Genomic DNA, 24,537 nt, shown 5'->3' with positions numbered 1-24,537 from the left:
GTGCCCCCCGCTCCACGCCGACGCAACACCGCCCCGCCCCGCGAGGAACTCCTGGCCGCCGCCATGGCCACCATCGCCGAACGCGGCCTCGACGGCCTCACCATGGCCGGGCTGGGCCGTGAGGTCGGCATGAGCAGCGGGCACCTCCTCTACTACTTCCGCACCAAGGACGAACTGCTGCTCCAGACCCTGGAATGGAGCGAGGGGCGGCTCGGCGCGGAACGGCGCGCCCTGCTGTCGGGGCGGACGGCGGTCCGCGAACGGCTCGACGCGTACATCGGTCTGTACCTCCCCGACGGCGACCACGACCCGCACTGGACGCTCTGGCTGGAGGTCTGGAACCGCTCGCGGAACGCCGACGACGACGCGCGCGCCCGGCAGGCCGCGATCGAGGGCGCCTGGCACCGCGACCTGGTGGCGCTGCTGGCGGAGGGCACCTCGTGCGGCGAGTTCCGTACCGTCGACGCCGAGCGGTTCGCGACTCGGCTGCGGGCCCTGCTCGACGGGTTCAGCGTCCATGTCGCCGTCGGCATCCCGGGTATGGGCCGGGAGCAAGCCCTCGTCCGGGTCGGGGAGTTCATCGACGACTCGCTCACCGCCGCGGAGCGCACCGGCGGTCCGGGAACGAGGCGAACGAAACGCACGTAAGTACGCGTGATCGTTGCCCGTTGCGCTCTTGTTGTGCTCCCGGCTGTTCGGGCACGGTGACGGACCATGGGACGAGAGCAGTGGAAGAAAATCTGGGTCGGCTCGGCCGGCAACATGGTCGAGTGGTTCGACTGGTTCGTGTACGCGACCTTCGCGGTCTACTTCGCGGACTCGTTCTTCCCCGAAGGCAATGAGACCGCCAATCTCATGAACACCATGGGCATCTTCGCCGTCGGCTTCTTCATGAGGCCGGTCGGCGGCTGGATGCTCGGCCGGATCGGTGACCGCCGGGGCCGCAAGGCCGCGCTCACCCTCACCGTCACCCTCATGTCGGCCTCCGCGGTCCTCATCGCCATCGCGCCGACGTACGACGTGGCGGGATACGGCGGCGTCGCCGTCCTGCTGCTGGCCAGGCTGCTCCAGGGCCTGTCCGTCGGCGGCGAGTACGCCGCCAGCGCCACCTATCTGACCGAGGCGTCCGCACCTCACCGGCGTGGCTTCGCCTCCAGCTTCCAGTACGTGTCCATGACCGCGGGACAGCTCATCGGCCTGGGCCTCCAGATCGTCCTGCAGCGCAACATGTCCGACGCGGCCCTGCACAGCTGGGGCTGGCGCATCCCGTTCATCGTCGGCGCGCTCGGTGCCGCGGTCGTCTTCTACCTGCGCCGCTCGATGCTGGAGACCGAGGTCTACGCGGAGTCCGGTGCCGCCGAGCAGGAGGACCGTGGCACGCTGACGGCGCTGTGGCGGCACAAGCGCGAGGCGTTCCTGGTGATGGCCCTGACCATGGGCGGGACCGTCGCCTACTACACGTACACGACCTACCTCACCAAGTTCCTCTCCAAGAGCGCCGGCATGGAGAAGTCCACCGCCTCGCTCGTCAGCTTCTGCGCCCTGTTCGTCTTCATGTGCATCCAGCCGCTCGCCGGACTGCTCTCCGACCGGATCGGCCGCCGCCCGCTGCTGATCACCTTCGCCGTCGGTTCCACCTTCCTGACCGTGCCGATCATGACGATGCTCAAGCACGCGGGCACTTTCTGGCCCGCCTTCGGCCTGGCGCTCCTGGCCCTGGTCGTCGTCACCGGGTACACCTCGATCAACGCCTGCGTGAAGGCCGAACTCTTCCCGACCGGCATCCGCGCCCTGGGCGTCGCCCTCCCGTACGCCATCGCCAACGCGCTCTTCGGCGGCACCGCCGAATACGTGGCGCTCTGGTTCAAGAAGGCGGGCGCCGAGTCCGGCTTCTACTGGTACGTCGCGGGGTGCGCCGCGGTCTCCCTGGTCGTCTACCTGACCATGCGCGAGACCCGCGACATCGACCTGGGCCGGGTCGGCGCCGACGAGTCCGCGCGGGGGCGGTCGGAGCCGACCGGCGCGACGAGTGCCACGCCCGCATCCTGAGACGCGGCACGGCGCGGAGGCGGCCTTGTGCAAGACTGCCTCCGTGCCCTCGTTCGTCATGATTATTGGCAACAGGCGCGCCGGTCCGCAGTGACCGTCCCGTACCACCATGTACGGCGCGGCCACCGTGCCCCAGACCCGCGCGCAGACCTCTCGCACCCGCGAGGGGTTTTTTCGTTTTCCGGCCCTCACCACGGCCGGGCCGAGGCGCGCGGGATGATGGGGGCAAGTGGAGTCAGATCGTCCGGATCCACTCATCCGACAGGAGTCAGACCAGCATGACCACCAAGGCCAAGCCCACCGACGACAGTTTCCACGTCTTCGACACCACACTGCGCGACGGGGCCCAGCGTGAAGGCATCAACCTGACGGTCGCGGACAAGCTGACCATTGCCCGGCACCTGGACAACTTCGGCGTGGGCTTCATCGAGGGCGGCTGGCCCGGCGCCAACCCCCGCGACACCGAGTTCTTCGCCCGCGCCCGGCAGGAGATCGAGTTCGAGAACGCCGAACTGGTCGCCTTCGGGGCGACCCGCCGGGCCGGCGGCAAGGCCGCCGAGGACCCCCAGGTCAGGGCGCTGCTGGAATCCGGCGCCCCCGTGATCACGCTGGTCGCCAAGTCCCACGACCGCCACGTGGAGCTCGCCCTGCGCACCACCCTCGAAGAGAACCTGGAGATGGTCCGCGACACCGTCTCCTTCCTCCGTGAACAGGGCCGCCGGGTCTTCGTGGACTGCGAGCACTTCTTCGACGGCTACCGCGCCAATCCCGAGTACGCCAAGGCCGTCGTCCGCGCCGCCCACGAGGCGGGCGCCGATGTCGTCATCCTCTGCGACACCAACGGCGGCATGCTCCCCGCCCAGGTCCAGGCCGTCGTCTCCACCGTGCTCGCCGACACCCGCGCCCGGCTCGGCATCCACGCCCAGGACGACACCGGCTGCGCCGTCGCCAACACCCTCGCCGCCGTCGACGCGGGCGCCACGCACGTCCAGTGCACCGCCAACGGCTACGGCGAGCGGGTCGGCAACGCCAACCTCTTCCCCGTCGTCGCCGCCCTGGAACTCAAGTACGGCAAGACGGTCCTCCCCGAGGGCGCGCTCGCCGACATGACCCGTGTCTCGCACGCGATCGCCGAGGTCGTCAACCTGACGCCCTCCACCCACCAGCCCTATGTGGGTGTTTCCGCCTTCGCCCACAAGGCCGGACTGCACGCCTCCGCGATCAAGGTCGACCCGGACCTGTACCAGCACATCGACCCCGCACTGGTCGGCAACACCATGCGGATGCTGGTCTCCGACATGGCGGGCCGTGCCTCCATCGAGCTCAAGGGCAAGGAGCTCGGCATCGACCTCGGCGGCGACCGCGAACTCGTCAGCCGGGTCGTCGAGCGCGTCAAGGAGCGCGAACTCAAGGGCTACACCTACGAGGCCGCCGACGCCTCCTTCGAGCTGCTGCTGCGCGCGGAGGCCGAGGGCCGGGTACGCCGCTACTTCCGTACGGAGTCCTGGCGCGCCATCGTCGAGGACCGCCCCGACGGTACGCACGCCAACGAGGCGACGGTGAAGCTCTGGGCCAAGGGCGAGCGCATCGTCGCCACCGCCGAGGGCAACGGTCCGGTCAACGCGCTCGACCGGGCGCTGCGCGTCGCGCTGGAGCGGATCTATCCGCAGCTCGCCAAGATGGAACTGGTCGACTACAAGGTCCGCATCCTGGAAGGCCGCACCGGCACCGAGTCCACCACCCGCGTCCTCATCACGACGGGGGACGGCAACGGGGACTGGGCGACCGTCGGTGTCGCGGAGAACGTCATCGCGGCGTCCTGGCAGGCGCTGGAGGACGCGTACACGTACGGGCTGCTGCGGGCGGGGATCGAGCCGACGGAGTAGCCCTCGCGCGGGCGGGCCCACGGCACGGTTGCGGTGGGCCTGCCCGCGCGGTCGTAGGGCTGTCGCGGACACCGTTCGTGGGTGCCCGTGCCGAGCCGTCGGGCCCGGCCTGATCACCGCCGTCGAGCTCGCGGCGGCGGGGCCGGGGCGCCGGGCGGGTCAGGGGTGGTAGATCTCCTGCATCGCGGTGATCCGGTCCTGGGTGTCGGCCCGGTAGTAGAAGTACGGGCTGTTGGACAGCTTGTGGTCCACCAGCCAGCCGGGCTGGACGGTGCGCGGGGCTCCGGTGTCGCTGATCACCTGGACCTCGGCGTCGGCGTGGACCAGCATCGAGGCGCTGCGGATGGTCGTGTAGCGGACGTCCTCCTCGTTGTCGGGGTCGACGGTGCAGCTGACCTCGGTGACGTTCAGGCGGGTGTCGCCCTGGTCGGCCTCGGCGGATTCCAGCTTGAGGAAGTGGTCGTAGCCGGCGGGGTGGTAGCAGGGCTTGTCGACGGAGGCGGCGATGGTGCCCCCGTCGCCTCCCGCGGCCGGAGCCGCGGAGGCGGAGGTGCCGAGTGCGCAGACGGTGGTCAGCGTGACCACGGCGGAACTCAGCAGGGCGGCGGCGGAAATGCGACGGCGGTTCATGCAAGTCCTTTACGAGGGAACGTCGTTGACGAGATCAAGGATGTTGATCGCAAAGCCGGGGTTCTTGCCGCCGCACGCGATGTGGATCACATCGGTCGCGATCGCTCGCGCCGGAACCAGGCCACGGCCGGCCTCGTCGGGGCGAACGTCCGCGTGACGGCGCCTGGTCGCCGATGGACAACTTCGAGTGGTCCTACGGCTACGACAAGCGGTTCGGCATCGTCCGCGTCGACTACGACACGCAGGAGCGGACGCTCAAGGACAGTGCCGAGTGGTATTGCGACACGATCCGCCACACCCGCAACGGCACCGGCAGCTGATACCGGCCGGGAGAGGAGCCGGCCCGGGTGGGCGACCGCGCAGGCGGCACCCACCTGGGTTAGCTTCGATATATGCGGAACAGGCTGTTCCCGAGTTTGTTGGCCGGCCTGCTGCTGATTCTCTCGGCAGCCGTGCTCGCCCTGGCACCGGCTGCGCCCACAGCGGTCGGTGCATCCACCATCAACGATGTCGCGCAGGCGCTGCGCAAGGGGCCGGTGTACGTCGACCCGGCCGCCGCCGACCAGCTCTCCCCGGGCCGGGCGGCCGCCCTGACGAAGAAGATCAAGGACGCCGACAAACCCGTGTTCGTGGCAGTGCTGCCGCGGACCGCCGCGTTTCCCGAGCAGAGCCTGCTCACCACCCTGCGCGCCGACACCGGCATCACCGGCGTCTACGCGGTCCGCCTCGGCGACGGGTTCAACGCGGGCGCCGACCCCCGGGTGATGCCCACCCGGGCGGTCCGGAACCTCACCGCCGCGGTGAAGGCACCGGGCACCGGCACCGACGCGGCGACCCAGCTGAACGCCTTCGTGGACCGGGCCGTCGAACAGGCCCGGGGCAGCGCCCCCGCTTCCTGGGGCGGTGCCTCCGCGGGCAGCGGACCGTCGTCCTCCGCCGGACTGATCACGGTCGCCGCGATCCTCGTGGTGGGCGGCGGTGCGGCGTACACGGTCGTCCGGCGCAACCGCAGGCGCAAGGAGGCGGAGGAGCGGGCCGCACTCGACAAGCTCCGCGTCGTCGTGGACGAGGACATCACCACGTACGGCGAAACCCTGGACCGTCTCGACTTCCACCCCGCCGAGCCGGGCGCCGACGACAACATGCGGGCCGACTACGAGCGGGCACTCGACTCCTACGAGAGCGCGAAGACGCGCATGTCCCGGGCCCGGCACCCGTCCGACGTGCGCGGGGTCACCCAGGCCCTGGAGGACGGCCGCTTCTCCCTCGCGGTGCTGGAGGCCCGACGCACGGGCGGTGAACTGCCCGTCCGCCGTCCGCCGTGCTTCTTCGACCCGCGCCACGGCCCCTCGGTCGCCGACGTGCGGTGGTCCCCGTCCGGCGGCACGGGCCGCGAGGTCCCCGTCTGCGCGGCGGACGAGATCCGGCTGCGCGAGGGCGAGGAACCGCTGAGCCGTACCGTCGACACGCGCGACGGCCGCCGCCGCCCGTACTGGGAGGCGGGTCCGGCGTACGGCCCCTGGGCGGGCGGCTACTTCGGCGGCGGCCTGCTCCCCGGCCTGCTGGTGGGCACGGTGCTCGGCTCGATGCTGTCCACCCCGGCGTACGCGGACGAGTACGGGGGCGGTGACTTCGGCCCGGGCGGTGACGGGAGCGGCGGGGACTTCACCGGCTCCGACTTCGACTCGTCCGGCTTCGACGGCGGAGGCTTCGACAGTGGGGGCTTCGGCGGGGGCGGCGACCTCGGAGGCGGTGGCGGCTTCGACGGCGGCGGGTTCTGAGCCGGGGGCCCGGGGCTACGGGTTCCGGTCCGACGGGGTCGCCGCCGACCGGCGATCCCGGCATTCCCGGGCGATCTCTCGGGCAGGTGCGATTCATGCTAGACCTGAAACTATGTCTGGTATCGGCCGATTCCGGGCGAGGCTGCGACGCTCCGTCCGGCGACCACATCGGCACGATGGGGGGCGCTCGGGCCAAGCCACCCCCGCGCCGCCGCGCCGGGACATGACCCGCCGTTCCCCGGTTCGCGACGTGCTGTCCCTGTTCAGCGTCCGCACCGTGGCCGGTCAGGTCTTCTGCTTCGTACTCGGGCTGGTGCTCCTGGTGATCACCGGCTTCGCGGTCGCCCTGGTGGTGCAGGGCCGCAGCGACAGCCTGCAGGAGGCCCGGATGCGTACCTTCAGCGTGGCCGAGACCTTCGCCCACTCGCCGGGGGTCGCGGCGGCGCTGGACAGCAGGAACCCCACCGCGATCCTTCAGCCACGCGCGGAGCAGGTCCGCAAGGAGGCCCATGTCGAGTTCGTCGTGGTGGCCGGCCCCGAGGGCATCCGCTACACCCACCCCGACCCCGCGCTCATCGGCAAGTACATCACCGGCCCCTACAAGGAGGCCCTGACCGGACCGGGGTTCACCCGGACCTTCCGCGGCAGCCTGGGACCCGCGGTCGACTCGGTGGTACCCGTGCCGAGGCCCGACGGATCGGTCGCCGGTGTGGTCTCCGTCGGGCTCACCGACAAGACGGTGAACAGCGCGGCCGCCCGTTCGATCCCGGTGAGCGCGGGAGTGGCCGTGGTCGCCCTCGTGGTCACCGCGAGCGGCGCGGTGCTCCTGACCAGACGGCTGCGCCGTCAGACGCACGGCCTCGGAGCGGCCGAGATGACCCGGATGTACGACCACCATGACGCGGTGCTGCACGCGGTCCGCGAGGGCGTCCTCATCGTCGGCCCCGACCACCGGCTGACGCTCGTGAACGACGAGGCCCGCAGGCTCCTCGCCCTTCCCCCCGACGCCGAGGGGCACGCCGTGACGGACCTCGGGCTGGCCCCCGACACCGCCGAGCTGCTCGCCTCCGACGGGACGGTCACCGACAAGGTGGTGCGCAGCGGCAACAGGCTGCTGGTCGTCAACCTCCGGCCGATGGAGGCAGTCGGCGGACCGTCCGGCTCGGTGGCGACCCTGCGCGACACCACCGAGCTCCGCAAGATCACGGGCAGGGCGGAGTTCGTCCACGAACGCCTGCTGCTCCTCTACGAGGCCGGTGCCCGGATCGGCACCACCCTTGATGTGACCCGGACGGCACAGGAGCTGGCGGATGTCGCGACCCCCGGATTCGCCGACGTCACGACCGTCGACCTGGCCGATCCCGCGGTGCCCGGGGTGCAGCCGGCCACGCAGACCAGCGATCCGCTGGACATGCGCCGTACCGCCATCGCCGAGACCGACCCGGACCAGCCCCTCTATCCGATCGGCCAGCTGGTCGGATTCGTCCCTTCCCGGATCCGGGCCATGCGCGTGAACACCGATGAGACCGGGCTGGGGCCCGAGGTGATCGCACAGCTGGGCTGGCAGCGCTGGGATCCGGAGCGGGCGGCGGCCATACTCGACTACGGATTCCACTCGGTGCTGTCCGTACCGCTGCACGCACGCGGCGTCATTCTGGGCCTGGCCAACTTCTGGCGCGCCGGCGGCGCCGAGCCGTTCGACGACGACGACCAGTCCTTCGCCGAGGAACTGGTGGCGCGGGCGGCCGTCAGCGTGGACAACGCCCGCCGGTACACGCGCGAACACGAAATGGTGGAGACGCTGCAACGCAGCCTGCTGCCCCGCGGCCTGCCCGAGCAGAACGCCCTCGATGTCGCCCACCGCTATCTGCCGGCGCGGGCCGAGGTCGGCGGCGACTGGTTCGACGTGATCCCGCTGTCCGGCGCCCGGATCGCGCTGGTCGTCGGCGATGTGGTCGGATACGGACTGCACGCGGCCGCCACCATGGGGCGGCTGCGCACCAGCATCCTCAACTTCTCGGCGCTGGACTTCGCCCCCGACGAACTCCTCGGACATCTGGACGAACTGGTCGCCCGGATCGACCAGGACGAACCGGCCGCCGGTGACGCCGTCGAGATCTCCGGCGCCACCTGCCTCTACGCGATCTACGACGCGGTCTCCGGGAACTGCGCGGTGGCCAGGGCCGGCCACCCCGGGCCCGTGCTGGTCCTCCCCGACGGGGACGTCGAATTCCCCGAGATCCCGGCCGGCCTGCCCCTCGGCATCGGCGGCATGCCCTTCGAGGCGGCCGAGTTCCACGTACCCGAGGGGAGCCGTCTGGTCCTCTACACCGACGGTCTCGTCGAGCACCGGGACCGCGACATCGACGCCGGTCTGGAGCTGCTGCGCGGCACCCTCGCCGGCCGCGACCGGACACCGGAGGAGACCTGTGACGACCTGCTCGGCGCGATGCTGCCCGGCCAGCCGACCGACGACGTCGCACTCCTCGTGGCCCGTACCCACACGCTCGATCCCGGCCAGGTCGCGCAGTGGTCCGTGGCCACCGACCCGGCGGCCGTCGCCGGAGTCCGCAAGAACGTCGCCGAGTGGCTCATCGACCGCGGCCTGGACGAGGAGGCGTTCACCACCGAGCTGATCCTCAGCGAACTGGTCACCAACGCGGTGCGCTACGGCACCGGACCGATCGAGGTCCGCCTGCTGTACGACCGCAACCTGATCTGCGAAGTGTCCGACACCAGCAACACCTCACCGCATCTGCGGTACGCGGCGACGATGGACGAGGGCGGCCGGGGCCTGTTCCTCGTCGCCCAGTTCGCCGAACGCTGGGGCACCCGCTACACCGAGACGGGGAAGGTGATCTGGTCGGAGCAGACGGTCGGCGAATCGGAGGAGGGCGACGACCACGGGCCCGGGTCCTGACCCGTGCGGCCGGGCGACCGGGTCCGGGCCGGATGCGGCGGGCTGTCAGGCCTGCGGTGCGGCGGCCTTGACGGCGGAGATGTCGAAGTTGAGCTTGACCTTGTCGCTGACCATGACGCCGCCGGTCTCCAGCGCGGCGTTCCAGGTCAGGCCCCAGTCGGAGCGCAGGATGTCCGCGCTGCCCTCGAAGCCGACCCGCTCGTTGCCGTAGACGTCGGTGGCGGAGCCGTTGAACTCCAGGTCGATGGCGAGGGGGCGCGTCACGTCCTTGATCGTGAGGTCACCGGTGATGCGGTACTTGTCGCCGCCGAGCTGCTCGGCCTGCGTGGAGCGGAACGTCATGAGGGGGAACTTCCCGGCGTCGAAGAAGTCGCCGCTCACCAGGTGGCCGTCGCGGTCGGCGATGCCGGTGTCGACGCTGGCGATCTTGACGTCGATCGAGGCGGCGGAGTTCGCGGGGTGGTGACCGTCGAGCTTCAGGCTGCCCTCGTGCTCGCCGAAGGTGCCGCGCACGTTGGTGACCATGGCATGGCGCACGGTGAAGCCGATGCTGCTGTGTGCCGGGTCGATCGTGTAGTCACCCGTGAGGGCGGCCAGGGCCGGGTCCACGGGGGCGGCGACGGCGGTGGTGGCGGACGGGGCGTTGTTGTTCCTGCGGTTGAACAGAGCCATGGCTCCTCCTCGGGGGGCGTGATCGAGCGGCGGTCGAAAGTGATTGTTTAACCTTCAACGAGGTTGACTGTAGCGCGATCTAGTTCAAGGTTCAACATCAAGGGTCCGGGGGTGCCGTGAAGGGTGAGTCATTCGCTCCCGATACCTCTGGCGACGCGCGTAGAACTCGGGCAGTATTTCCCTGCCCTTACTTGTCATGAGCAGGAGGAGTCCCCCCATGGTGTCCCGTATGACACTGCGCCCCGTCCTGACCGCCCTCGCCCTCGTCCTCGGTGTCCTCTTCGCCCCCGGCGTCGGCGTCCTCGGCGGCGGTGCCACCCAGGCCCACGCCGACACGAAGCTCACCCATGCCCAGGCCGCCGGCCGGTTCAGCTCCTCCGGGGTCACCTGGTCGTCCTCCGGCAACTGCTCCAACCGCAATATCGCCACCTGCACCTCGTTCGACCAGCTCAACCTGGCCACCGCCCAGGGCGCCCAGACCCTCAAGAGCGCCACGGGCTGCGCGCTGAACATCACCGGCGGCACCGAGACGGGCCACGCCGGTGGTACGTACTCGCACTGGAACGGCTACAAGCTCGACTTCGCCAAGTCCACCTGCCTCACGAACTACGTCCACGGCGTCTTCACGTACATAGGGCTGCGCGGCGACGGCGCTCCCCAGTACAAGGCGGGTTCCGGCAACATCTACGCGGACGAGGGCAACCACTGGGACGTGACGTACTACAACTGCGGCGGCTGCTGACCGCGCACCGCGTCCGCTCACGGCACTGCCCCCGTTCCACCGGAACGGGGGCAGTCGTGCGAGCGGGCTCAGCGGCCGACGGGCCCGGCCCGGCCGGAGCGACGGCCGGCCGGGCCGGCCGCTCTCAGGCGGCCTTCAGCCGGCCTTCAACTGGGTGAAGCGGATGCGGTTGCCGAAGGGGTCGCGCAGTCCGCAGTCGATTCCGTACGGGCGTTCGGTGGGCTCCTCGGTGAACTCGACGCCCCGGGCGAGCAGCGTCTCGTAGGTCTTGCGGCAGTCGTCCGTGGTGAGGATGAACCAGCCGCCCATCGCGCCCTTGGTCACCAGTTCGCGGACCTGCTGCGCCGTCTCCTCGGACATTGCGGGAGCGCCCGGCTTCTCCAGCAGGATTTCGCGGTCCGGCCGGCCGGGGACGCGGACGGTCAGCCAGCGCATGACGCCCATGTCGACGTCGGCGGCGACCTCCAGGCCGAGCTTGCCGACGTAGAAGTCGAGGGCCTCGTCCTGGTCGAGGACGTACATCTGCGAATGCGTGATGGTGTTGAACATGTGCATCACGCTACGGGGCGGACCGGACGAAAACTTATCCAAAACTGCTCAGTCGACGGACCGGGGCGGACGGTCACGCGCTCGGCCGCGTCCACGCCATCGTGAAGCACGTCGGTACGCCCGTGGCTTCCGCTTCCCTGCGGTAAGCCCTCGGCGACCGGCCGACGATGTCGCGGAACGTGCGGCTGAAGGTTCCCGGGCTGCCGAAGCCGACTTCGAAGCAGATGTCCGTCACGCTGCGCTCCGTCCCCCGCAGCAGGAACATCGCCCGCTCGACCCGGCGGCGTTGCAGATAGCGGTGCGGCGTCTCGCCGAACGTGGCCCGGAAGGTGCGCGTGAAGTGCGCCGGGGACACATGGGCGATCCGGGCCAGGGCCGGGACGTCCAGCGGCTGGGCGTAGGCACGGTCCATCGCATCCCGTGCCCGGAGCATGCGGCGGTTGGTCTCTTCTGCGGCGCGGCTCACGGTGCCATCACATCACGGCTCTCCGCGGCCCGTGACGGACGCGGTGACCGATGGCTCCGGCCCATGAACTCGATGGGGTGATGGCGAGTTGTCCGCCTCTCCCTTCCCGCTGTCCTGGAGGCGGTCGCCGTCACGAACGTGTGACGGATTAGCATGTTCGATTCCCGAGGTTATGACCCGAGCTGCCGGATGCGGCGTCCCGCAGGATCGGTCAATAACCGGATGTCATGCGTCAGCGGCACCGGCCATCGCGATCACAGGAGGCCTCATGTCCTTCGAAGAAGAGTGGGCCGACCTCAAGGCCAAGGCCGCCGCCCGCCTACAGCTCAACAGTGCGCCGACGGCGGACCCGGGCCCGGCACCGTCCGACCAAGGATGCCGGGGACATGAGTTCCTATGCGGAAGGGACGGCCTGGAAGGGCGAGAACGCTTCCGTCACCAAGCCGTTCGTTACGAGGACGGCAGCCGAGTTCCGTGATGCGGTGACCCAGGCCGAGAGCATCACCAACATACTCAAGGACGCCTACGGTGAGTTGACGAAAGCCAAGGGCGACCTCGAAGCGATCTACGACAATCCGCCGCACGGCCTCAGAGTCGCTCCGGACGGAGTCATCACGCACCCGGAGGGCTCCCATGCGGCCCCGGGTGACGTCGACGCACTCGTCGATCGGCTGGAGGCCATTCTCCAGCGTGCGGTCGACGCCGACGCACTCTGTGCCTGGGGTCTGAGGGATCTCACCAAGGACCCGCACGAGTTCAGCAGCATGCACTACGGCTCGTTGAAGGATGCGAAGACGGGCATGGTGCAAGAGCAACGAACAAAGCTGGACAAGACGGAGTATGAGCCTCCCAAGAAGTGGGGCAGCGGCACCATCAAGCCCATTGCCGAGTTCCTCAGTTACCGATCCTGGATGGGCGGCGGCGAAGCACTCCTGCGCGGAGACATCAACGGCGCGGCGCAGGGATTCATCGGCGGCACGCCCGCGTACGCCGCCGGCGAGGCCAGCAAGCATCTTGAGAAGGGATCGATCCTGAGCGACGTAAAGGGGAAACACCACCGCCCCACGTTCATCAACACGATCGGTAAGTTCGGGGGGAAGATATTCGGTGCGCCGGTAGCCGTGGTGGCGACCGGAATCGACTTCTACTACACCCCGTCGAAGAAGGAACCCGGTGACACCCGTGTGGTAGCACCAGCAGAACCAGGAAAGGTGAGGTACCGGTGAAGCACTCCGCAGGCCCGCCGCCGCCCGGTCGTCGCAGCCCGAACATGGGGCACTGGCTACGCCCTCGGACTTCGCGGACGTTCGTCCTCGGTATCTGCATGGCTGTCGGCGGGCTCGCCGGCGGGGTGCGCTCCGCGGTGGACGGAAAGGGGATCTGGACGGCCCTCGGCGTCTTCGGCGTGGGGGTTCTCGGGGTCGTCATCGTCATTGCGTGGATCGTGACGTACACGCGGGAGCACTGAGGAGAGGGCTCGGGCACAGCGACCAGGTCGCCGGGCCGGCCTCGCCTCGCCCGTCGGCCCGCGCCGCCACCGGGGCCGGGGCGGGTGAGCGATGCGCCGGTGCCGGGGCGCGGCGGGCCGCCCCGGCCCAGGGCTCAGACCCTCACGCTCGCCCTCGTCACCGGCCCGCCCTTACTGGCCCACCCTTCCGTCGACGCACTCGCGCAACAGGTCGGCGTGCCCGCAGTGACGGGCGTATTCCTCGACCCGATGCACCATCATCTCCCGGACCGCGATCTTGTCCTTCCCCAGACGCTCGCTCAGATCCGGATGCTCGGCCAGCGCGGCGTCGGTCGCGGCCTGCTCGCGCTCCAGATCGGCGTACGCGGCGTCGACCAGGGCCTGATCGGCGACGGCTCCGTCGAAGTCCGCGTCACGCACGCCGTACAGCTTCGGGAGCGGATCGCCGTCGCTGATCCAGTTGCGCCAGTCCCGTTCCGCCTCGGCGAGGTGACGGAGCAGACCGAGCAGCGACATCGTCGACGGCGGAACCGACCGCCGGGCCAACTGCTCCGCGTCCAGGCCCTCGCACTTCATCCGCAGGGTCAAGCGGAACCCCGACAGGAAGTCTTCCAGCGTCGCGAGCTCGCCGTCCGGACTGGGTCCGTCGTTTTCGCGGGGGTCGTTGTCCGGGTCGGCCCACATATCGGGGTAGACGGTCGCCTGGCTCCATCGTGCGGGTTGATCACTCATACGTTCCATCCTCGTCTCCAACGACCTGAGCCCGCCACTGATTTGTGTCCGCAGGGGCCGCGGCTTCTGATTCTGATGGTCTCGGCTCATGGCGCGACGCCCACACCGCGGAGCCGACCCCCAACTGATCCCGGGCGAGGGCGGCCGTCCCGCCCCCCGGGCAGTTGACCGACCGGCCCTCTCACTGGTCGCGCCGTTGCGCGCTGGTGACGGCGAGTACGGCTGCGGTGAGCGCCCACACCGCGTAGACGGTCCAGGCTCCGCCGGTCGTCCACGGAAAGTCGGTCCGGGGGGAGCCGGCCTCCACGAGCCGCAACCACGCCTGGTAGAGCGTGGCGTGCCCGGCGACCGCCGACCAGTGGCGGCCATCGGTGAAGACGAGGGGCAGCACGAGGATGACCACCACCGAGGCGATCATGGTGGCCGAGGTGTGCCTGATGACGGAGCCGATGGCCATGCCGACGACCGCGCACACGGGCGCAAGGAGGGCGGACGCCACTACGACGCGCAGGGCGCCCGGGTAGCTGATCGAGACGCCTGCGTCCCGGCCGCCGAGGATTGCCTGCGTCAGGCCGAACGAGGCCCCCGCGACGATCGAGCCGAAGACGGTGGTGACCGCCGTGACGACCACCGTCTTGGCGGCCATCACCGAACGGCGGGCCGGAACGGCCGCGAACGTCGTACGGATGGTGCCCGTGCTGTACTCGCCGATGATCGCGACGGCGCCGACGGCACCGAGGGCGAGCATCATGACCATGGCGGCGTTCGCCGTGAACGCCTCCTGCAGCGGAATTCCTGCCCGGACGTAGTCGGCCCGGTCCGCCGCCTGCCGCGCCGGCCAGTAGTGATAGGTGTCGTAGGCGGTGCCTGCGTTGAACGCGATGACGGCCAGGGCGGCGGCCCCGTACGCGATCCAGGTCGAGCGCAGCGACCGAAGCTTGATCCACTCGGCGGCCACCAGGTCGTGGAAGCGGGCGCGGGGTTCGTCGGCGCCGAGTTCACCGGCGGGAGCGTATGTCGTGGTCACTGCGGGTCTCCTGCGAGGTATTGCACGCTGTCGGCGGTGAGCTCCATGAACGCCTCTTCCAATGAGGCGGACCGGGTGTTGAGGTGATGCAACGGAATGCGGTGCTCCAAAGCGATCTCACCGATCCGGACCGTGGTCAGACCAGTCACGGCGAGCAGGTCGCCCGCCGTGTGCACAGCCGCTCCCTCGGCCGTCAGCAGGTCTCTCAGGACGGCTGCGGCGGGCGTGCCCACCGTGACGCTCTGCGGGGTGCCGCGAGCGGAGAACTCCGTAAGACCTTCCGCTGCGATCAGCTCGCCGCGGCCGATGACGATCAGCTGATCGGCGGTGTGCTCCATCTCGGACATGAGATGGCTGGAGACGAACACGGTGCGGCCTTCGGCGGCGAGCCGCCCGAACAGGTCCCGCACCCACTTCACGCCTTCCGGGTCGAGGCCGTTGAGCGGTTCATCGAAGAGCAGTACCGGTGGGTCACCCAGCAGGGCGGACGCGATGCCGAGCCGCTGTTTCATGCCGAGCGAGAATCCGCCGATGCGGCGCCGGGCGACCTCGGCGAGGCCGACCTCCCGCAGCACCTCCTCCACCCGGCGCTGCGGGATGCGGTTGCTGCGGGCCAGGGCGGACAGCTGCGCTACCGCGCTGCGCCCGCCGTGCACATCGCCGGCGTCGAGGAGGGAGCCGACATGACGCAGACCGCGGGGGCGATCGCGGAAGGAGCGGCCGTCGACGGTGACGCTGCCGCTGGTGGGCTCATGCAAGCCAAGGATCATCCGCAGCGTGGTGCTCTTGCCCGCACCGTTCGGTCCGAGGAACCCGGTCACTTCACCGGGTCGCACGGTGAAGGTCAGATCCTTGACGGCCGTCGTGCTGCCGTATCGCTTCGTGAGCTCGTTGACTTCGATCACGGGGACAACGGTGCGGGTGAGAGGCCCCGCCCGTCGTCGGCCAAGCGATGACAATCGTCGGGCGCGCGTGTCAACCCCGGTTGTACAACCGCGGGCCGATGGCCACTCAACAGCCCATGGTTACGATCACCAGATGTCCGTCTCCCTGTCTCTGCCGCTGCTCAAGCGCATACCGCCGGGCCTGTGGACGACGCTGGCGTGGTTGGTGGCAGCGGTGCAGCCCATCGTCGAGTACGTCGTGATGCCGCCGGGACGGGGGTACTCGCTCAACTTTCCCCGGGACGGGCTCGATTCGCCGGGAGCCCGGGCTCTGCTCGCTCTCGCCTTCGTGCTGGTCCTGGCCGGCAGTGCGGTGCTGCGCCGCAGGACTTCGACGGCGTACGCACTGGTGATCGCCGGTACGGTCGCCTCGACGGTGGCCTGGCGCCAGGACGAGATCCCGCCCCTGCAGTTCCTGGCAGTGGACGTGGCCCTCTGCTACATCGCGGCCGTCCGATGCCGGCGGAACTCGCTCACGGCCGCCGCGGGGGCCCTATCCGTGCTCACCTGTTACTTCATGATGCGGCTGCTCACGGGGGACGACTCCGGGATCGCTCCCGAGCCCTTCATGGCCCTGACCGTGGCCATCGCCTGGCTCATCGGCAACTCGGTCTACCAAGCCCGCGCCCACACCGAAGAGCTGTACGCACGGGCCGCCGCGCAGGCCGTCACCGCCGAACGGCTGCGCATCGCCCGCGAGATGCACGACACCGTCGCCCACAGCATCGGCATCATCGCCCTGCAGGCCGGCGCCGCAGCCCGGGTCGTCGAGACCCAGCCGGCCAGGGCCCGGGAGGCGATGCTCACTGTGGAGAAGGCGGGGCGCGAGACCCTGTCCGGGCTGCGGCGGATGCTCGGCGCCCTGCGCCAGGCCGACCAGGATCAGGAAGGCACCGGCCAGGACCATGGGCGTGCACAAGCGTCCCTGCAACCGGCCGCCGGCCTGTCGGACGTGGAACGACTCGCCGCGACGGCCACGGCCGCCGGCGTCCGCGTGGAGGTGTGCCGGCAGGGCAGGCGCCGCCCGCTTCCCGCTGACATCGACCTCGCGGCGTTCCGGATCGTCCAGGAGGCGGTGACCAACGCCGTACGGCACTCGGGGACCGATTCCTGCCTCGTGCGCATCGACTACCGCGCGGACGAACTCGCGGTCGAGATCTCGGACCGAGGGGAAGGCGGCGGCACCAGCACGGACAGCGGATACGGCCTGATCGGTATGCGCGAGCGGGCCGCCCTGCTGCACGGCGATTTCACGGCCGGACCCCGACCCGGGGGCGGCTTCCTGGTATTGGCCAGACTGCCGCTGCCGGCCATGACCGAGGCGGAAGAGAAGACGGGAGCCAGATGACCATCCGTGTCGTACTCACCGACGACCAGCCCCTGGTCCGCGCCGCCCTGCAGATGGTCATCACCGACACCGCCGACATCGAGGTGGTGGGCGAGGCCTCAGACGGTGTGGAAGCGGTGCGGCTGACGGAGGAACTCGCCCCCGACGTCGTCGTGATGGACCTCCGGATGCCCGGCATGGACGGCATCGAGGCCACCCGGCTGATCACGACGGGCACCGGCTCCGCACGCGTCGTCGTCCTCACGACCTTCGACGACGACGACTACGTCTACGGGGCGCTGCACGCCGGCGCCTCCGGATTCCTCGTCAAGGACATGGCCCTGGACGACATCCTCGCAGCAATCCGGATCGTCGCAGCCGGGGACGCCCTGATCGCACCGGCTGTCACCCGCCGGCTGATCAAGGAGTTCACCGCCCGGCCCGTAACGCCACTGCCGCGGCGGGCGGAGCTCGGCGGCATCACCCACCGGGAACGCGAGGTGCTGACCCTGGTCGGCAGGGGCCTGTCCAACACGGAGATCGCAGGCGAGCTCTGCATCAGCATCGCCACCGCCAAGACCTACCTGACCCGGCTGCTCGCCAAGCTCGATGCCCGTGACCGGGTGCAGTTGGTGATCCTGGCCTATGAGGCGGGCCTGGTGGCACCGTCCCGGTGAGCGGACGAACTCCCTGCGCAGCGAGCACCGGCGGGCGGCGCGCGATCCGCGCCGCACGAGTCCGCTCCAGCCTCGCCTGCCGTCAGTGCGCAGGTTGATCAAGGTCCTGGCTCACCGCCGGCCGTCGCCGGGGGCCAGCAGGCTGGTCAGCTCGGCGATGGCCGCCGGTGGGGGCCAGGTGTGGCCTGTTGCAGGAGTTCGATGCCCAGTTCGTCGGTGCGGTCGGCTTGTCGGGTGAGACGGTGGACCAGTACCCATCTGCCGTCCGGCACGGCGCCGGCGAAAACGGAGGCGTCGCCGGTGGCGCCGTTGTGCCAGAGCACGGTGCCGGCTCTCTGCCAGGACATGGCGGGCTCCCCCAGTTTCCGGTCCACGAGAAGCGCGGCCACCAGGTCGGCAGCGGCCCGCGGGGTGGCCCAGAGCCCGCCTGCGGGCAGGATGGCGCCGGTCATGGTCCAGGGACGGCGTGGGCGGCCGAACAGCCCGCGGCTGTAGAGGCGCCTGTCCGGCGGCGGAGTGCTTGTCACCTCGGTGATGCCCAGAGGGGCGAGGACGTAGTGGTCCAGAAGATCCTGGTAGGACATACCCGCGGCGGAAGTCAGCGCGGCTCCGAGGACGGCGTATCCGAGATTGGAGTATTCCTCGGTATGGCCCGGGGCGGCAGTGGTGAGGGCGTCCAGTCCCTGGAGCACGGCGTGCAGGGCGGCATCGTCGAAGGCGGAGTACGGGTCGCGCCGTTTCACGTGCGGCGGGAGCCGTGGCAGCCCGGAGGTGTGCTGGGCGAGATGCCTCAAGGTGATGCCCGTGCCCCGCGGGACGGGCAGGAACTGCTCCAGTGGGGCATCCAGCTGGAGCACGCCCATGGCGGCCAGTTGGGCCAGCGCGGTTCCGGTGAGCGTCTTGCTCAGAGATCCGATCTGGACGTATGCGTCGACGGCATGTCCATGCACGGCTTGGGGGGCTTCGCTGCTGCTGAGGATGCAGGTGGGCACGGGGCGCATGGGCGGCTTTCTGTGCGGAGGACGGGGAAGCGGCGCAGGCTGCTGTACCGGCGGGACCGGGGAGCGTACCCCAGTATGTCTTTCCCGATTCGATCCAGAAGAGGCTGACCTGACTCGCCGCCCGCACGAAGCGACCGTGCTGGTCGCAGTACCCTCCATTTGATTTGGACGACCGTCCAGGACTATCGTCCAAAAGGAATGAATGGATCTACAGCGCTGGAGGCGTGTGATGAGTCAATCCTTGTTGGCGACCGTGACCGGGGCGTTCCTGGTCTGGGAAGCTCTTCTGCTGATTCCCATGGTCCCGGGGAAGCTGGTCGACACGAGGGACTTCTCGTCGCTTCCCCGCTGGCAGTACAACAGCTTCAACGTCTGTCTCACCTCTCTGGGGCTCGCCAGCTTCGTGGTGGCCGGGTTCGCCTTGGCGAACCAGCACTGGGCCTTCGCGGCGGCACTGGTGCTGAGCCTGGGCTACATCGCGGTCTTCGCGGCTGACCTCGGCGCGGTCTTCCCTGTCGTCCCCGACCCTCTGCCCGTGCAGTTGCTCGTCCTCGAAGCCATCGCGTTGGCGTCGGCCGGCGTGGGTGCCGTGGTCGCGATCCAGGGGATGCGGCTGTGAACAGCAATCCCTCCCCCCGGACGGACACCCGCGAGAAGATCATCGAGGCTGCGGCCTCCCTCATCCCCGAAGTGGGCTGGGGCGGCGTGAGCAGCCGACGGGTCGCGGAACGCGCGGGCGTGAACACCGGCGTGATCCACTACCACGTGGGAAGCATCGACGAACTCCGGCGCATCGCCGCGGTGCGCAAGATCCGGACGTTCTTCCTCGACCGGATCGGCGATGCCCTGACACGGACAGATCCTGCGGCGGCCGTCGAAGCCATGCTCCGCGTCCTGTCCGCCGGTGGACCGCGTGATCCGGAACTGCTGCTGTTGTACGAGTCCCTCGTCGCGGCCAGCCGGGACGACCAACTGCGCGCCGAGATCGCGGCTTCGCTGGCCGAGTTGCGGCAGTGGCTGTGCGACTGGTTCGCCGAGCGAGGGGTCGCACGCCCGCTCCCCGTGGCGGTAACCCTCACGGCGGCGATCGACGGCTTCCTGCTCCAGCGCATGCTCGACCCGGACCTCGATCCCGGCCCCCTCATCGAGGGCTTGGTCACCTTGGTCGAGCATCAGCTCGCATAGATAGCGGCTTTGGGAGCCACGTGGGGGCCCGGCGCCAGGGGCCGGGGCGACCACCAAGCGGTCGTCAGACAGCCGGCCGCCGCACGACGGCCAGGGGCGCGGGCACCGGGCCGCCAGGTGGTCGGCCCCCCTGGCCGTCGGGCGGACTCAGGCCCCCACGCTCACCGTGAAGCGCCGCGGGTTGCCGTCGTTCGCGGCGCCCGAGACGTCCGGCTGCCCGTCGGGGCGGACGTCGTCGTAGGGGAAGGCGTAGCCGATCGGGGTGTTGGCGTGGACGACCCGGGACCAGTGGTTGGTGGCCGGGTCCCGGTAGTAGTCGGCGGTCGAGGTGCCGTTCGGCTGGTCGGGGTGGGTGAGCATCAGGGAGCGGTTGAAACCGGAGGCCAGGCGGGCCAGCAGGGCCTTCTTGTCGTCCGGGTCGTCCGGGTTGTTGGCGAACGGGCCGTGGTTGCAGGTGAAGACGTCCTTCGAGACGGGCTTGGTGAAGGTGTGCCCGCCTTCGAAGGTCAGGAGGTCGCCGTTGACCCGGCCGGTGCGGACGCCGCGGCCGCCCTGGAGGTCGATGCGCAGATCGGTGGAGCGGTACTTCTCCCAGACCTGGTCGATGTAGGAAGTGAACACGTCCCGGAACGGCATCTCGTCCGGGCGGTCGAAGAACGGTGCCATCAGGTTCTGCGGTGAGATCACGCGCAGTACGTTGCCGTCCGCGCCGCGGATGACCAGCTTGTCCCACGGCTGGCCGTCGGTGGCGGCCTGGGCGGCGAGACCGTCGGCGATCCGCTGCACGGCACCGTCGGGGAGCGGCGCCACGGTGTGGGTGGAGTCGCCCTCCAGGGTCAGGCCGATCGGCAGCGCGGTGACCAGGTCGACGTAGCTGATGTTCGCGTACAGCTGCTGAGCATTGAAGGTGAACTCGCAGAAGGACCAGGTCCGCCCGTAGTTGGCGTCCGTGGACGTCGCGAACGCCGGTTCGACCAGGGCAGGGCCGGGGTTGAGGTAGAAGGTGAGGGTGTCGTCGCGTACGAAGTAGACGCGCGCACCGTACATCTGGGGAAGCGCCAGTACGACGGGTGCGCCGCCCGCCGCGTTGAGGGGGATGGCGCAGTCGACCGGCAGCGGCGTCTGCGGCGCGGCGGGGGAGTCGGGACGATAGACGCTGCCGTCGGCCCGCAGCAGCACCCAGCGGTCGGTGCCCTGCTCGTGGCCGGTCACATAGGCGTTGACCCTGCCGGGCAACGAGCGGTTTTCCAGGGCGAGTTCACAGGTCGCGGGGGCAGCAGAGGTGTGGGGGCTCAGAGCGCTTCCCCATAAGGGGTAGGTGAGCGCGGTCGCGGAGGCGGCGGCGCTGCCCGTCAGGAACAGTCTGCGCGAAATCACGAGAGGACTCCCGAGGTGTGGGGGGCCGCGGACGAGGTGATCGTGCGGGGGAGTGACGCTGTGGGGAGTCCGCGGTGCGCACCACTCTCGTGACGGCCGCGGTGGGCGTCAAGGCTTGTGGCTGAGAGCGCGGGTCGGTCGTCGCCGTGGTGGGTTTTCGATCCGGCCCACCCGCTGGGCTGCCGTCGCCGCATCAGCGACCGCACCGTCTTCAACCCCGAGCCTGGGCCACCCACCGCCGTGGACCGCGTTACCTCGTTCGGCCGACAGCGGTCGCTGGTGGTCATCAGCCGCGATGTCATGGCAGTGCGACCTGTGCTCGGAGCGGATGTGCGGCGGGTTTCGCACCTCAGACAGGCGAACACGTGCAGTTCGGCCTCGGAAGGAGGAGACAGTGATGGAGCGCAACCGGGGAGATCGTGTGCAGTACAAGGGGCCAGGGCATCCAGAGACGCACGGGACGGATTCAGCGTGTCCAGGGCTGGCCTCCCCAGGTGAGGTACACCACCCGCGACGAGCAAACCGACGTGGAGAGGCAGACGGCGCCGCCTGTGTGGGCCGGTAGTGGCGGCCGCCATGGATCGCCGCCGACCTGGCGCGGTGACGGACGCTCCGTTTCCGGTTCCCGACCCTCCTCAGGGAGACGAGCCTCCACCAGACCCGGATTGCGACACGGAGCTGCACCACCGCAGGTGAGACAGGGCGAGACCATAAGCTGCACCAGCGACGGAATCGAACGGAGTGGGCGATGACGCGTCCCTGGCTGAACGTGCTGGTGAAGGTGGTGCCCGTTCCGCTCGGGTTACTGCTCAGCGGTGGCCTGGTCTGGGGTGCCACCAACGCCGACTGGAGCGGGACGAGCAGCAACAGCGGCAACACGTGGTCCGCCGGCTCGCTGGGGCTGGCCAACGACAGCACGGTGCCCATGTTCCGCATCGATGACATGCGACCTGGCGACAGAGGCTCCAACTGCATCAGGATCAAGTCGAACGCCGACTTCCCCACCGCGCTCAAGCTGTACAGCAACTCACCGAACTGGCCCAGCAACTTCCAATCCTTCATCAACCTCAAAATCGAGGTAGGCAGCGGCGGCACCTTCGGAAACTGCAACGGCTTCACTGCGCACAAGACTGCCTTCGACGGCACCCTGGACCAGTTCATCGCTCTGTACACCGACTTCCGCACGGGGGTGGGTCCCTGGACCCTGCCCGGCAAGCCACCCAACTCGCTGAGCTTCCGCTTCGCGTGGGAGTTCAGCCGGAGCGCACCCAACAGCTCGCAGAGCGTGGACACCAACGAGGCGTCTTTCACCTGGGAAGCGCGGGAAGAAAAGTGACTCCATCAAGTGATCCAGCCGCCGACGCGCTCCGCCAACCCACGGCCGAGGGCGCCCCGCACCCGATCCGCGTGGTCACCGCGGTTATTTCACGTACCGTGGTCGGCTCGGTGGTTGGGTTGCTGGTGTGGGCGCAATTGCCCGTGGTGACGCTGGGCTGGACAGCGGGTGTGGTGCAGTCCGGCTCCATGCGCCCCGCCCTCATGCCAGGCGATGTCGTTCTCTACCAGCCTCCACCGCACGACCGTACGCCGACGGTGGGCCAAATCGTGCTGGCTCAGGACCCCACCCGACCCAGCCATCTGCTCACCCATCGGGTCTACCAGGTACTTCCCAACAACGACCTGATCACCAAAGGTGACGCCAATTCAGTACCGGACTCCACCCCGGTTCGGCCCAGGGCACTCAAAGGCGTAGCGCGATTGCGCGTGCCCTGGGTCGGGCTGCCGGCCCAGCTCTGGCGCGCCAGGCAATTCGTGTCCGAGGCGATCGTGCTAATCGGCCTTGCCATTCTGCTCGCGTTTGCCGCTCTGCCACTGCACAGCCGAAGCCAACACAAGGAGCCCGCCCGATGACCATGACCAACGACCGAACTCCACACAGCCCCCGAGAACGATAAGAAGGCAGCTCCTCAGACCGTGGCGCCGACGAAGGCGGCCCAGGCGGCGGGGGGAACGGTGAGGACGGGGCCGTCCGTGACCTTGGAGTCGCGGATGTGGACGGCGGCGGGGTGGGTGGCCACCTCGACGCAGTTGCCGCCCTGGTCGCTGCTGTAGCTGGACTTGCGCCAGTTGTAGGCGACTTCGAGGCAGTCGCCGCCCTGGCTGCCGCTGTAGCTGGACTTGAACCAGACGAGGGCGGTCGAGCGAGGGTCCGGGTGTGCTGCGCGGGTCATGACTCTCCAAGCAGTTCGTCCAGTAGGCGCGCGCTCTTCTCGACGGAAAGCGCCTGCGAACGCAGCATCCCATATTTCTGCTGGAGGACGCTGACGTCATCTGGATCTTCATGCAGGTAGCTGGTCAGCTGACCCTCCACGTACGCGAGGTGGTCGTGATCGGGGGTCTCCAGCAGCACCATCGGTCCCGCGAGCCCGGCGTGCTTCGGGAGTTTCATCGGCATGATCTGCAGTCCCAGGAAGGGGAGTTCCATGCATTGGCGCAGATGCCGAATCTGATTCCGCAGCATGGCGGGGTTCCCGATCTCGCCGCGCAGAATGCTCTCCTCCAGTACGAAGTGCAGCATGGGGCGGGGCTTGCGTTCGAGGAGCTTCTGCCGGTCGAGTCGGCCTGCCACCCACTCCTCCAGCTGGTCCTGCTCGATCGGCGGATAGAGGCAGGAGAAGACGAACCGGGCGTACTCCTCGGTCTGGAGCATCCCCGGCACCGCTTGATTCTCGTACGACAGCAGGGTCAGTACGTCCTGCTCGTACTCCACAAAATCCTGTACGAACGCCGGAAACCGCTCCTTCTTCGGTACCTTCGACACCGCGACCTGCAACACCCCCCTCGTGTCGAAGAGTTCGTCCAGCTGAGCCGCGAAGTCCGCCTGCAGTGGCCTGCGTCCCTGCTCGATCGACGCGATGGTGTCCTCGCCCACGCAACACTGATCGGCCAGGGCCGTCTGTGTCATTCGTGCCGCCTTGCGGAACGTCGCCAACTGGGCGCCGATCAGATGCCAGGACGTGATCCGCTTGTTCCTCTTTGCCGAGTGCATGAACTGCCTCTCCCCGTCGTGAAACCCGGATGACCCGTCAGGAGCCGTACAGCTG

Annotated in this window: 25 protein-coding genes and 1 pseudogene; 15 read left to right on the top strand and 11 right to left on the bottom strand. The window is 69.3% G+C overall.

Annotated elements, in window-relative coordinates:
* The 3 genes from ACF08M_RS27990 (at position 1) to cimA (ending at position 3,935) form a co-directional block, all read left to right on the top strand.
* Positions 1-648 (top strand): TetR/AcrR family transcriptional regulator, encoded by a 648-nt coding sequence (locus ACF08M_RS27990; RefSeq protein WP_392188034.1) that lies wholly within the window; start codon positions 1-3, stop codon positions 646-648.
* 66 nt (positions 649-714) lie between these two features.
* On the top strand, positions 715-2,049 hold the full coding sequence (locus ACF08M_RS27985) for an MFS transporter (RefSeq protein ID WP_392188033.1): 1,335 nt from the start codon (positions 715-717) through the stop codon (positions 2,047-2,049).
* A gap of 278 nt (positions 2,050-2,327) precedes the next feature.
* Positions 2,328-3,935 carry a citramalate synthase gene (gene cimA, locus ACF08M_RS27980; protein WP_392188032.1) on the top strand — a complete coding sequence of 536 codons (1,608 nt, stop codon included), beginning with the start codon at positions 2,328-2,330 and terminating at the stop codon, positions 3,933-3,935.
* A 159-nt stretch (positions 3,936-4,094) separates the two neighbouring features.
* On the opposite strand, the gene ACF08M_RS27975 is transcribed toward cimA, so the two are convergent.
* Positions 4,095-4,565, bottom strand: coding sequence for a hypothetical protein (locus ACF08M_RS27975; RefSeq protein WP_392188031.1), 471 nt, complete (start codon positions 4,563-4,565; stop codon positions 4,095-4,097).
* 161 nt (positions 4,566-4,726) lie between these two features.
* Between ACF08M_RS27975 and ACF08M_RS27970 the strand changes: the two are divergent.
* The 3 genes and pseudogenes from ACF08M_RS27970 to ACF08M_RS27960 all read left to right on the top strand — a co-directional run.
* Positions 4,727-4,885 (top strand): annotated as a pseudogene (locus tag ACF08M_RS27970) (family 1 glycosylhydrolase); the annotation flags it as partial.
* Between the two features lie 72 nt (positions 4,886-4,957).
* A complete protein-coding gene (locus tag ACF08M_RS27965; RefSeq protein ID WP_392188030.1) occupies positions 4,958-6,346 on the top strand; it encodes a hypothetical protein in 1,389 nt (462 codons plus the stop codon).
* A gap of 223 nt (positions 6,347-6,569) precedes the next feature.
* Positions 6,570-9,266 carry a SpoIIE family protein phosphatase gene (locus ACF08M_RS27960; protein WP_392188029.1) on the top strand — a complete coding sequence of 899 codons (2,697 nt, stop codon included), beginning with the start codon at positions 6,570-6,572 and terminating at the stop codon, positions 9,264-9,266.
* A 45-nt stretch (positions 9,267-9,311) separates the two neighbouring features.
* Here the strand turns inward: ACF08M_RS27960 and ACF08M_RS27955 are convergent, their stop codons facing one another.
* Complete coding sequence (locus ACF08M_RS27955; RefSeq protein ID WP_392188028.1) at positions 9,312-9,938, bottom strand: YceI family protein; 627 nt, start codon at positions 9,936-9,938, stop codon at positions 9,312-9,314.
* Between the two features lie 217 nt (positions 9,939-10,155).
* On the opposite strand from ACF08M_RS27955, the gene ACF08M_RS27950 reads away from it, so the two are divergent.
* Positions 10,156-10,680 carry a hypothetical protein gene (locus tag ACF08M_RS27950; protein WP_392188027.1) on the top strand — a complete coding sequence of 175 codons (525 nt, stop codon included), beginning with the start codon at positions 10,156-10,158 and terminating at the stop codon, positions 10,678-10,680.
* Between the two features lie 135 nt (positions 10,681-10,815).
* Here ACF08M_RS27950 and ACF08M_RS27945 read toward each other — a convergent pair whose 3' ends face one another.
* Complete coding sequence (locus ACF08M_RS27945; protein WP_392188026.1) at positions 10,816-11,229, bottom strand: VOC family protein; 414 nt, start codon at positions 11,227-11,229, stop codon at positions 10,816-10,818.
* Positions 11,230-11,302: 73 nt separating this feature from the next.
* Positions 11,303-11,695 carry a helix-turn-helix domain-containing protein gene (locus ACF08M_RS27940; RefSeq protein WP_392188025.1) on the bottom strand — a complete coding sequence of 131 codons (393 nt, stop codon included), beginning with the start codon at positions 11,693-11,695 and terminating at the stop codon, positions 11,303-11,305.
* A gap of 386 nt (positions 11,696-12,081) precedes the next feature.
* Between ACF08M_RS27940 and ACF08M_RS27935 the strand changes: the two genes are divergently transcribed.
* Together ACF08M_RS27935 and ACF08M_RS27930 are read left to right on the top strand one after the other, a co-directional pair.
* The gene (locus ACF08M_RS27935) at positions 12,082-12,921 is read left to right on the top strand and encodes a hypothetical protein (protein ID WP_392188024.1); all 840 of its coding nucleotides are present in this window, start codon (positions 12,082-12,084) and stop codon (positions 12,919-12,921) included.
* Entirely contained in the window at positions 12,918-13,163 is a 246-nt protein-coding gene (locus ACF08M_RS27930) for a hypothetical protein (protein WP_392188023.1), read from the top strand. The genes ACF08M_RS27935 and ACF08M_RS27930 overlap by 4 nt, the downstream gene beginning before the upstream one ends.
* A 171-nt stretch (positions 13,164-13,334) precedes the next feature.
* Here ACF08M_RS27930 and ACF08M_RS27925 read toward each other — a convergent pair whose 3' ends face one another.
* From ACF08M_RS27925 to ACF08M_RS27915, 3 genes are all read right to left on the bottom strand, one after another.
* Positions 13,335-13,904, bottom strand: a complete 570-nt coding sequence (locus tag ACF08M_RS27925) for a DinB family protein (RefSeq protein ID WP_392188022.1) — start codon at positions 13,902-13,904, stop codon at positions 13,335-13,337.
* Between the two features lie 172 nt (positions 13,905-14,076).
* On the bottom strand, positions 14,077-14,922 hold the full coding sequence (locus ACF08M_RS27920; RefSeq protein WP_392188021.1) for an ABC transporter permease: 846 nt from the start codon (positions 14,920-14,922) through the stop codon (positions 14,077-14,079).
* Positions 14,919-15,827 carry an ABC transporter ATP-binding protein gene (locus ACF08M_RS27915; protein WP_392188020.1) on the bottom strand — a complete coding sequence of 303 codons (909 nt, stop codon included), beginning with the start codon at positions 15,825-15,827 and terminating at the stop codon, positions 14,919-14,921. Before ACF08M_RS27915 ends, ACF08M_RS27920 begins: the two co-directional genes overlap by 4 nt.
* Positions 15,828-15,960: 133 nt before the next feature.
* Between ACF08M_RS27915 and ACF08M_RS27910 the strand changes: the two genes are divergently transcribed.
* Together ACF08M_RS27910 and ACF08M_RS27905 are read left to right on the top strand one after the other, a co-directional pair.
* Positions 15,961-17,214, top strand: a complete 1,254-nt coding sequence (locus ACF08M_RS27910; RefSeq protein ID WP_392188019.1) for a sensor histidine kinase — start codon at positions 15,961-15,963, stop codon at positions 17,212-17,214.
* Positions 17,211-17,870 (top strand): response regulator, encoded by a 660-nt coding sequence (locus ACF08M_RS27905; protein ID WP_392188018.1) that lies wholly within the window; start codon positions 17,211-17,213, stop codon positions 17,868-17,870. Before ACF08M_RS27910 ends, ACF08M_RS27905 begins: the two co-directional genes overlap by 4 nt.
* 146 nt (positions 17,871-18,016) lie before the next feature.
* Here ACF08M_RS27905 and ACF08M_RS27900 read toward each other — a convergent pair whose 3' ends face one another.
* The gene (locus tag ACF08M_RS27900) at positions 18,017-18,871 is read right to left on the bottom strand and encodes a serine hydrolase domain-containing protein (RefSeq protein WP_392188017.1); all 855 of its coding nucleotides are present in this window, start codon (positions 18,869-18,871) and stop codon (positions 18,017-18,019) included.
* Between the two features lie 229 nt (positions 18,872-19,100).
* On the opposite strand from ACF08M_RS27900, the gene ACF08M_RS27895 reads away from it, so the two are divergent.
* Both ACF08M_RS27895 and ACF08M_RS27890 read left to right on the top strand, forming a co-directional pair.
* Positions 19,101-19,490 (top strand): hypothetical protein, encoded by a 390-nt coding sequence (locus tag ACF08M_RS27895; protein WP_392188016.1) that lies wholly within the window; start codon positions 19,101-19,103, stop codon positions 19,488-19,490.
* On the top strand, positions 19,487-20,056 hold the full coding sequence (locus tag ACF08M_RS27890) for a TetR/AcrR family transcriptional regulator (RefSeq protein ID WP_392188015.1): 570 nt from the start codon (positions 19,487-19,489) through the stop codon (positions 20,054-20,056). Before ACF08M_RS27895 ends, ACF08M_RS27890 begins: the two co-directional genes overlap by 4 nt.
* Positions 20,057-20,203: 147 nt before the next feature.
* Here the strand turns inward: ACF08M_RS27890 and ACF08M_RS27885 are convergent, their stop codons facing one another.
* The gene (locus tag ACF08M_RS27885; protein ID WP_392188014.1) at positions 20,204-21,433 is read right to left on the bottom strand and encodes a glycoside hydrolase family 64 protein; all 1,230 of its coding nucleotides are present in this window, start codon (positions 21,431-21,433) and stop codon (positions 20,204-20,206) included.
* A 748-nt stretch (positions 21,434-22,181) separates the two neighbouring features.
* Between ACF08M_RS27885 and ACF08M_RS27880 the strand changes: the two genes are divergently transcribed.
* Entirely contained in the window at positions 22,182-22,769 is a 588-nt protein-coding gene (locus ACF08M_RS27880) for a hypothetical protein (RefSeq protein ID WP_392188013.1), read from the top strand.
* Between the two features lie 71 nt (positions 22,770-22,840).
* On the top strand, positions 22,841-23,344 hold the full coding sequence (locus ACF08M_RS27875) for a signal peptidase I (protein ID WP_392188012.1): 504 nt from the start codon (positions 22,841-22,843) through the stop codon (positions 23,342-23,344).
* 56 nt (positions 23,345-23,400) lie between these two features.
* Here the strand turns inward: ACF08M_RS27875 and ACF08M_RS27870 are convergent, their stop codons facing one another.
* A complete protein-coding gene (locus tag ACF08M_RS27870; protein ID WP_392188011.1) occupies positions 23,401-23,664 on the bottom strand; it encodes a DUF397 domain-containing protein in 264 nt (87 codons plus the stop codon).
* Positions 23,661-24,482 carry a helix-turn-helix domain-containing protein gene (locus ACF08M_RS27865; RefSeq protein ID WP_392188010.1) on the bottom strand — a complete coding sequence of 274 codons (822 nt, stop codon included), beginning with the start codon at positions 24,480-24,482 and terminating at the stop codon, positions 23,661-23,663. The genes ACF08M_RS27870 and ACF08M_RS27865 overlap by 4 nt, the downstream gene beginning before the upstream one ends.
* Positions 24,483-24,537 lie beyond the last annotated feature (55 nt).

It is taken from the genome of Streptomyces sp. NPDC015032, assembly GCF_043080425.1.
Taxonomy (GTDB): domain Bacteria; phylum Actinomycetota; class Actinomycetes; order Streptomycetales; family Streptomycetaceae; genus Streptomyces.
Note: the sequence above shows the minus strand (reverse complement) of the source record. Positions and strands in the feature narration are given on the sequence as shown.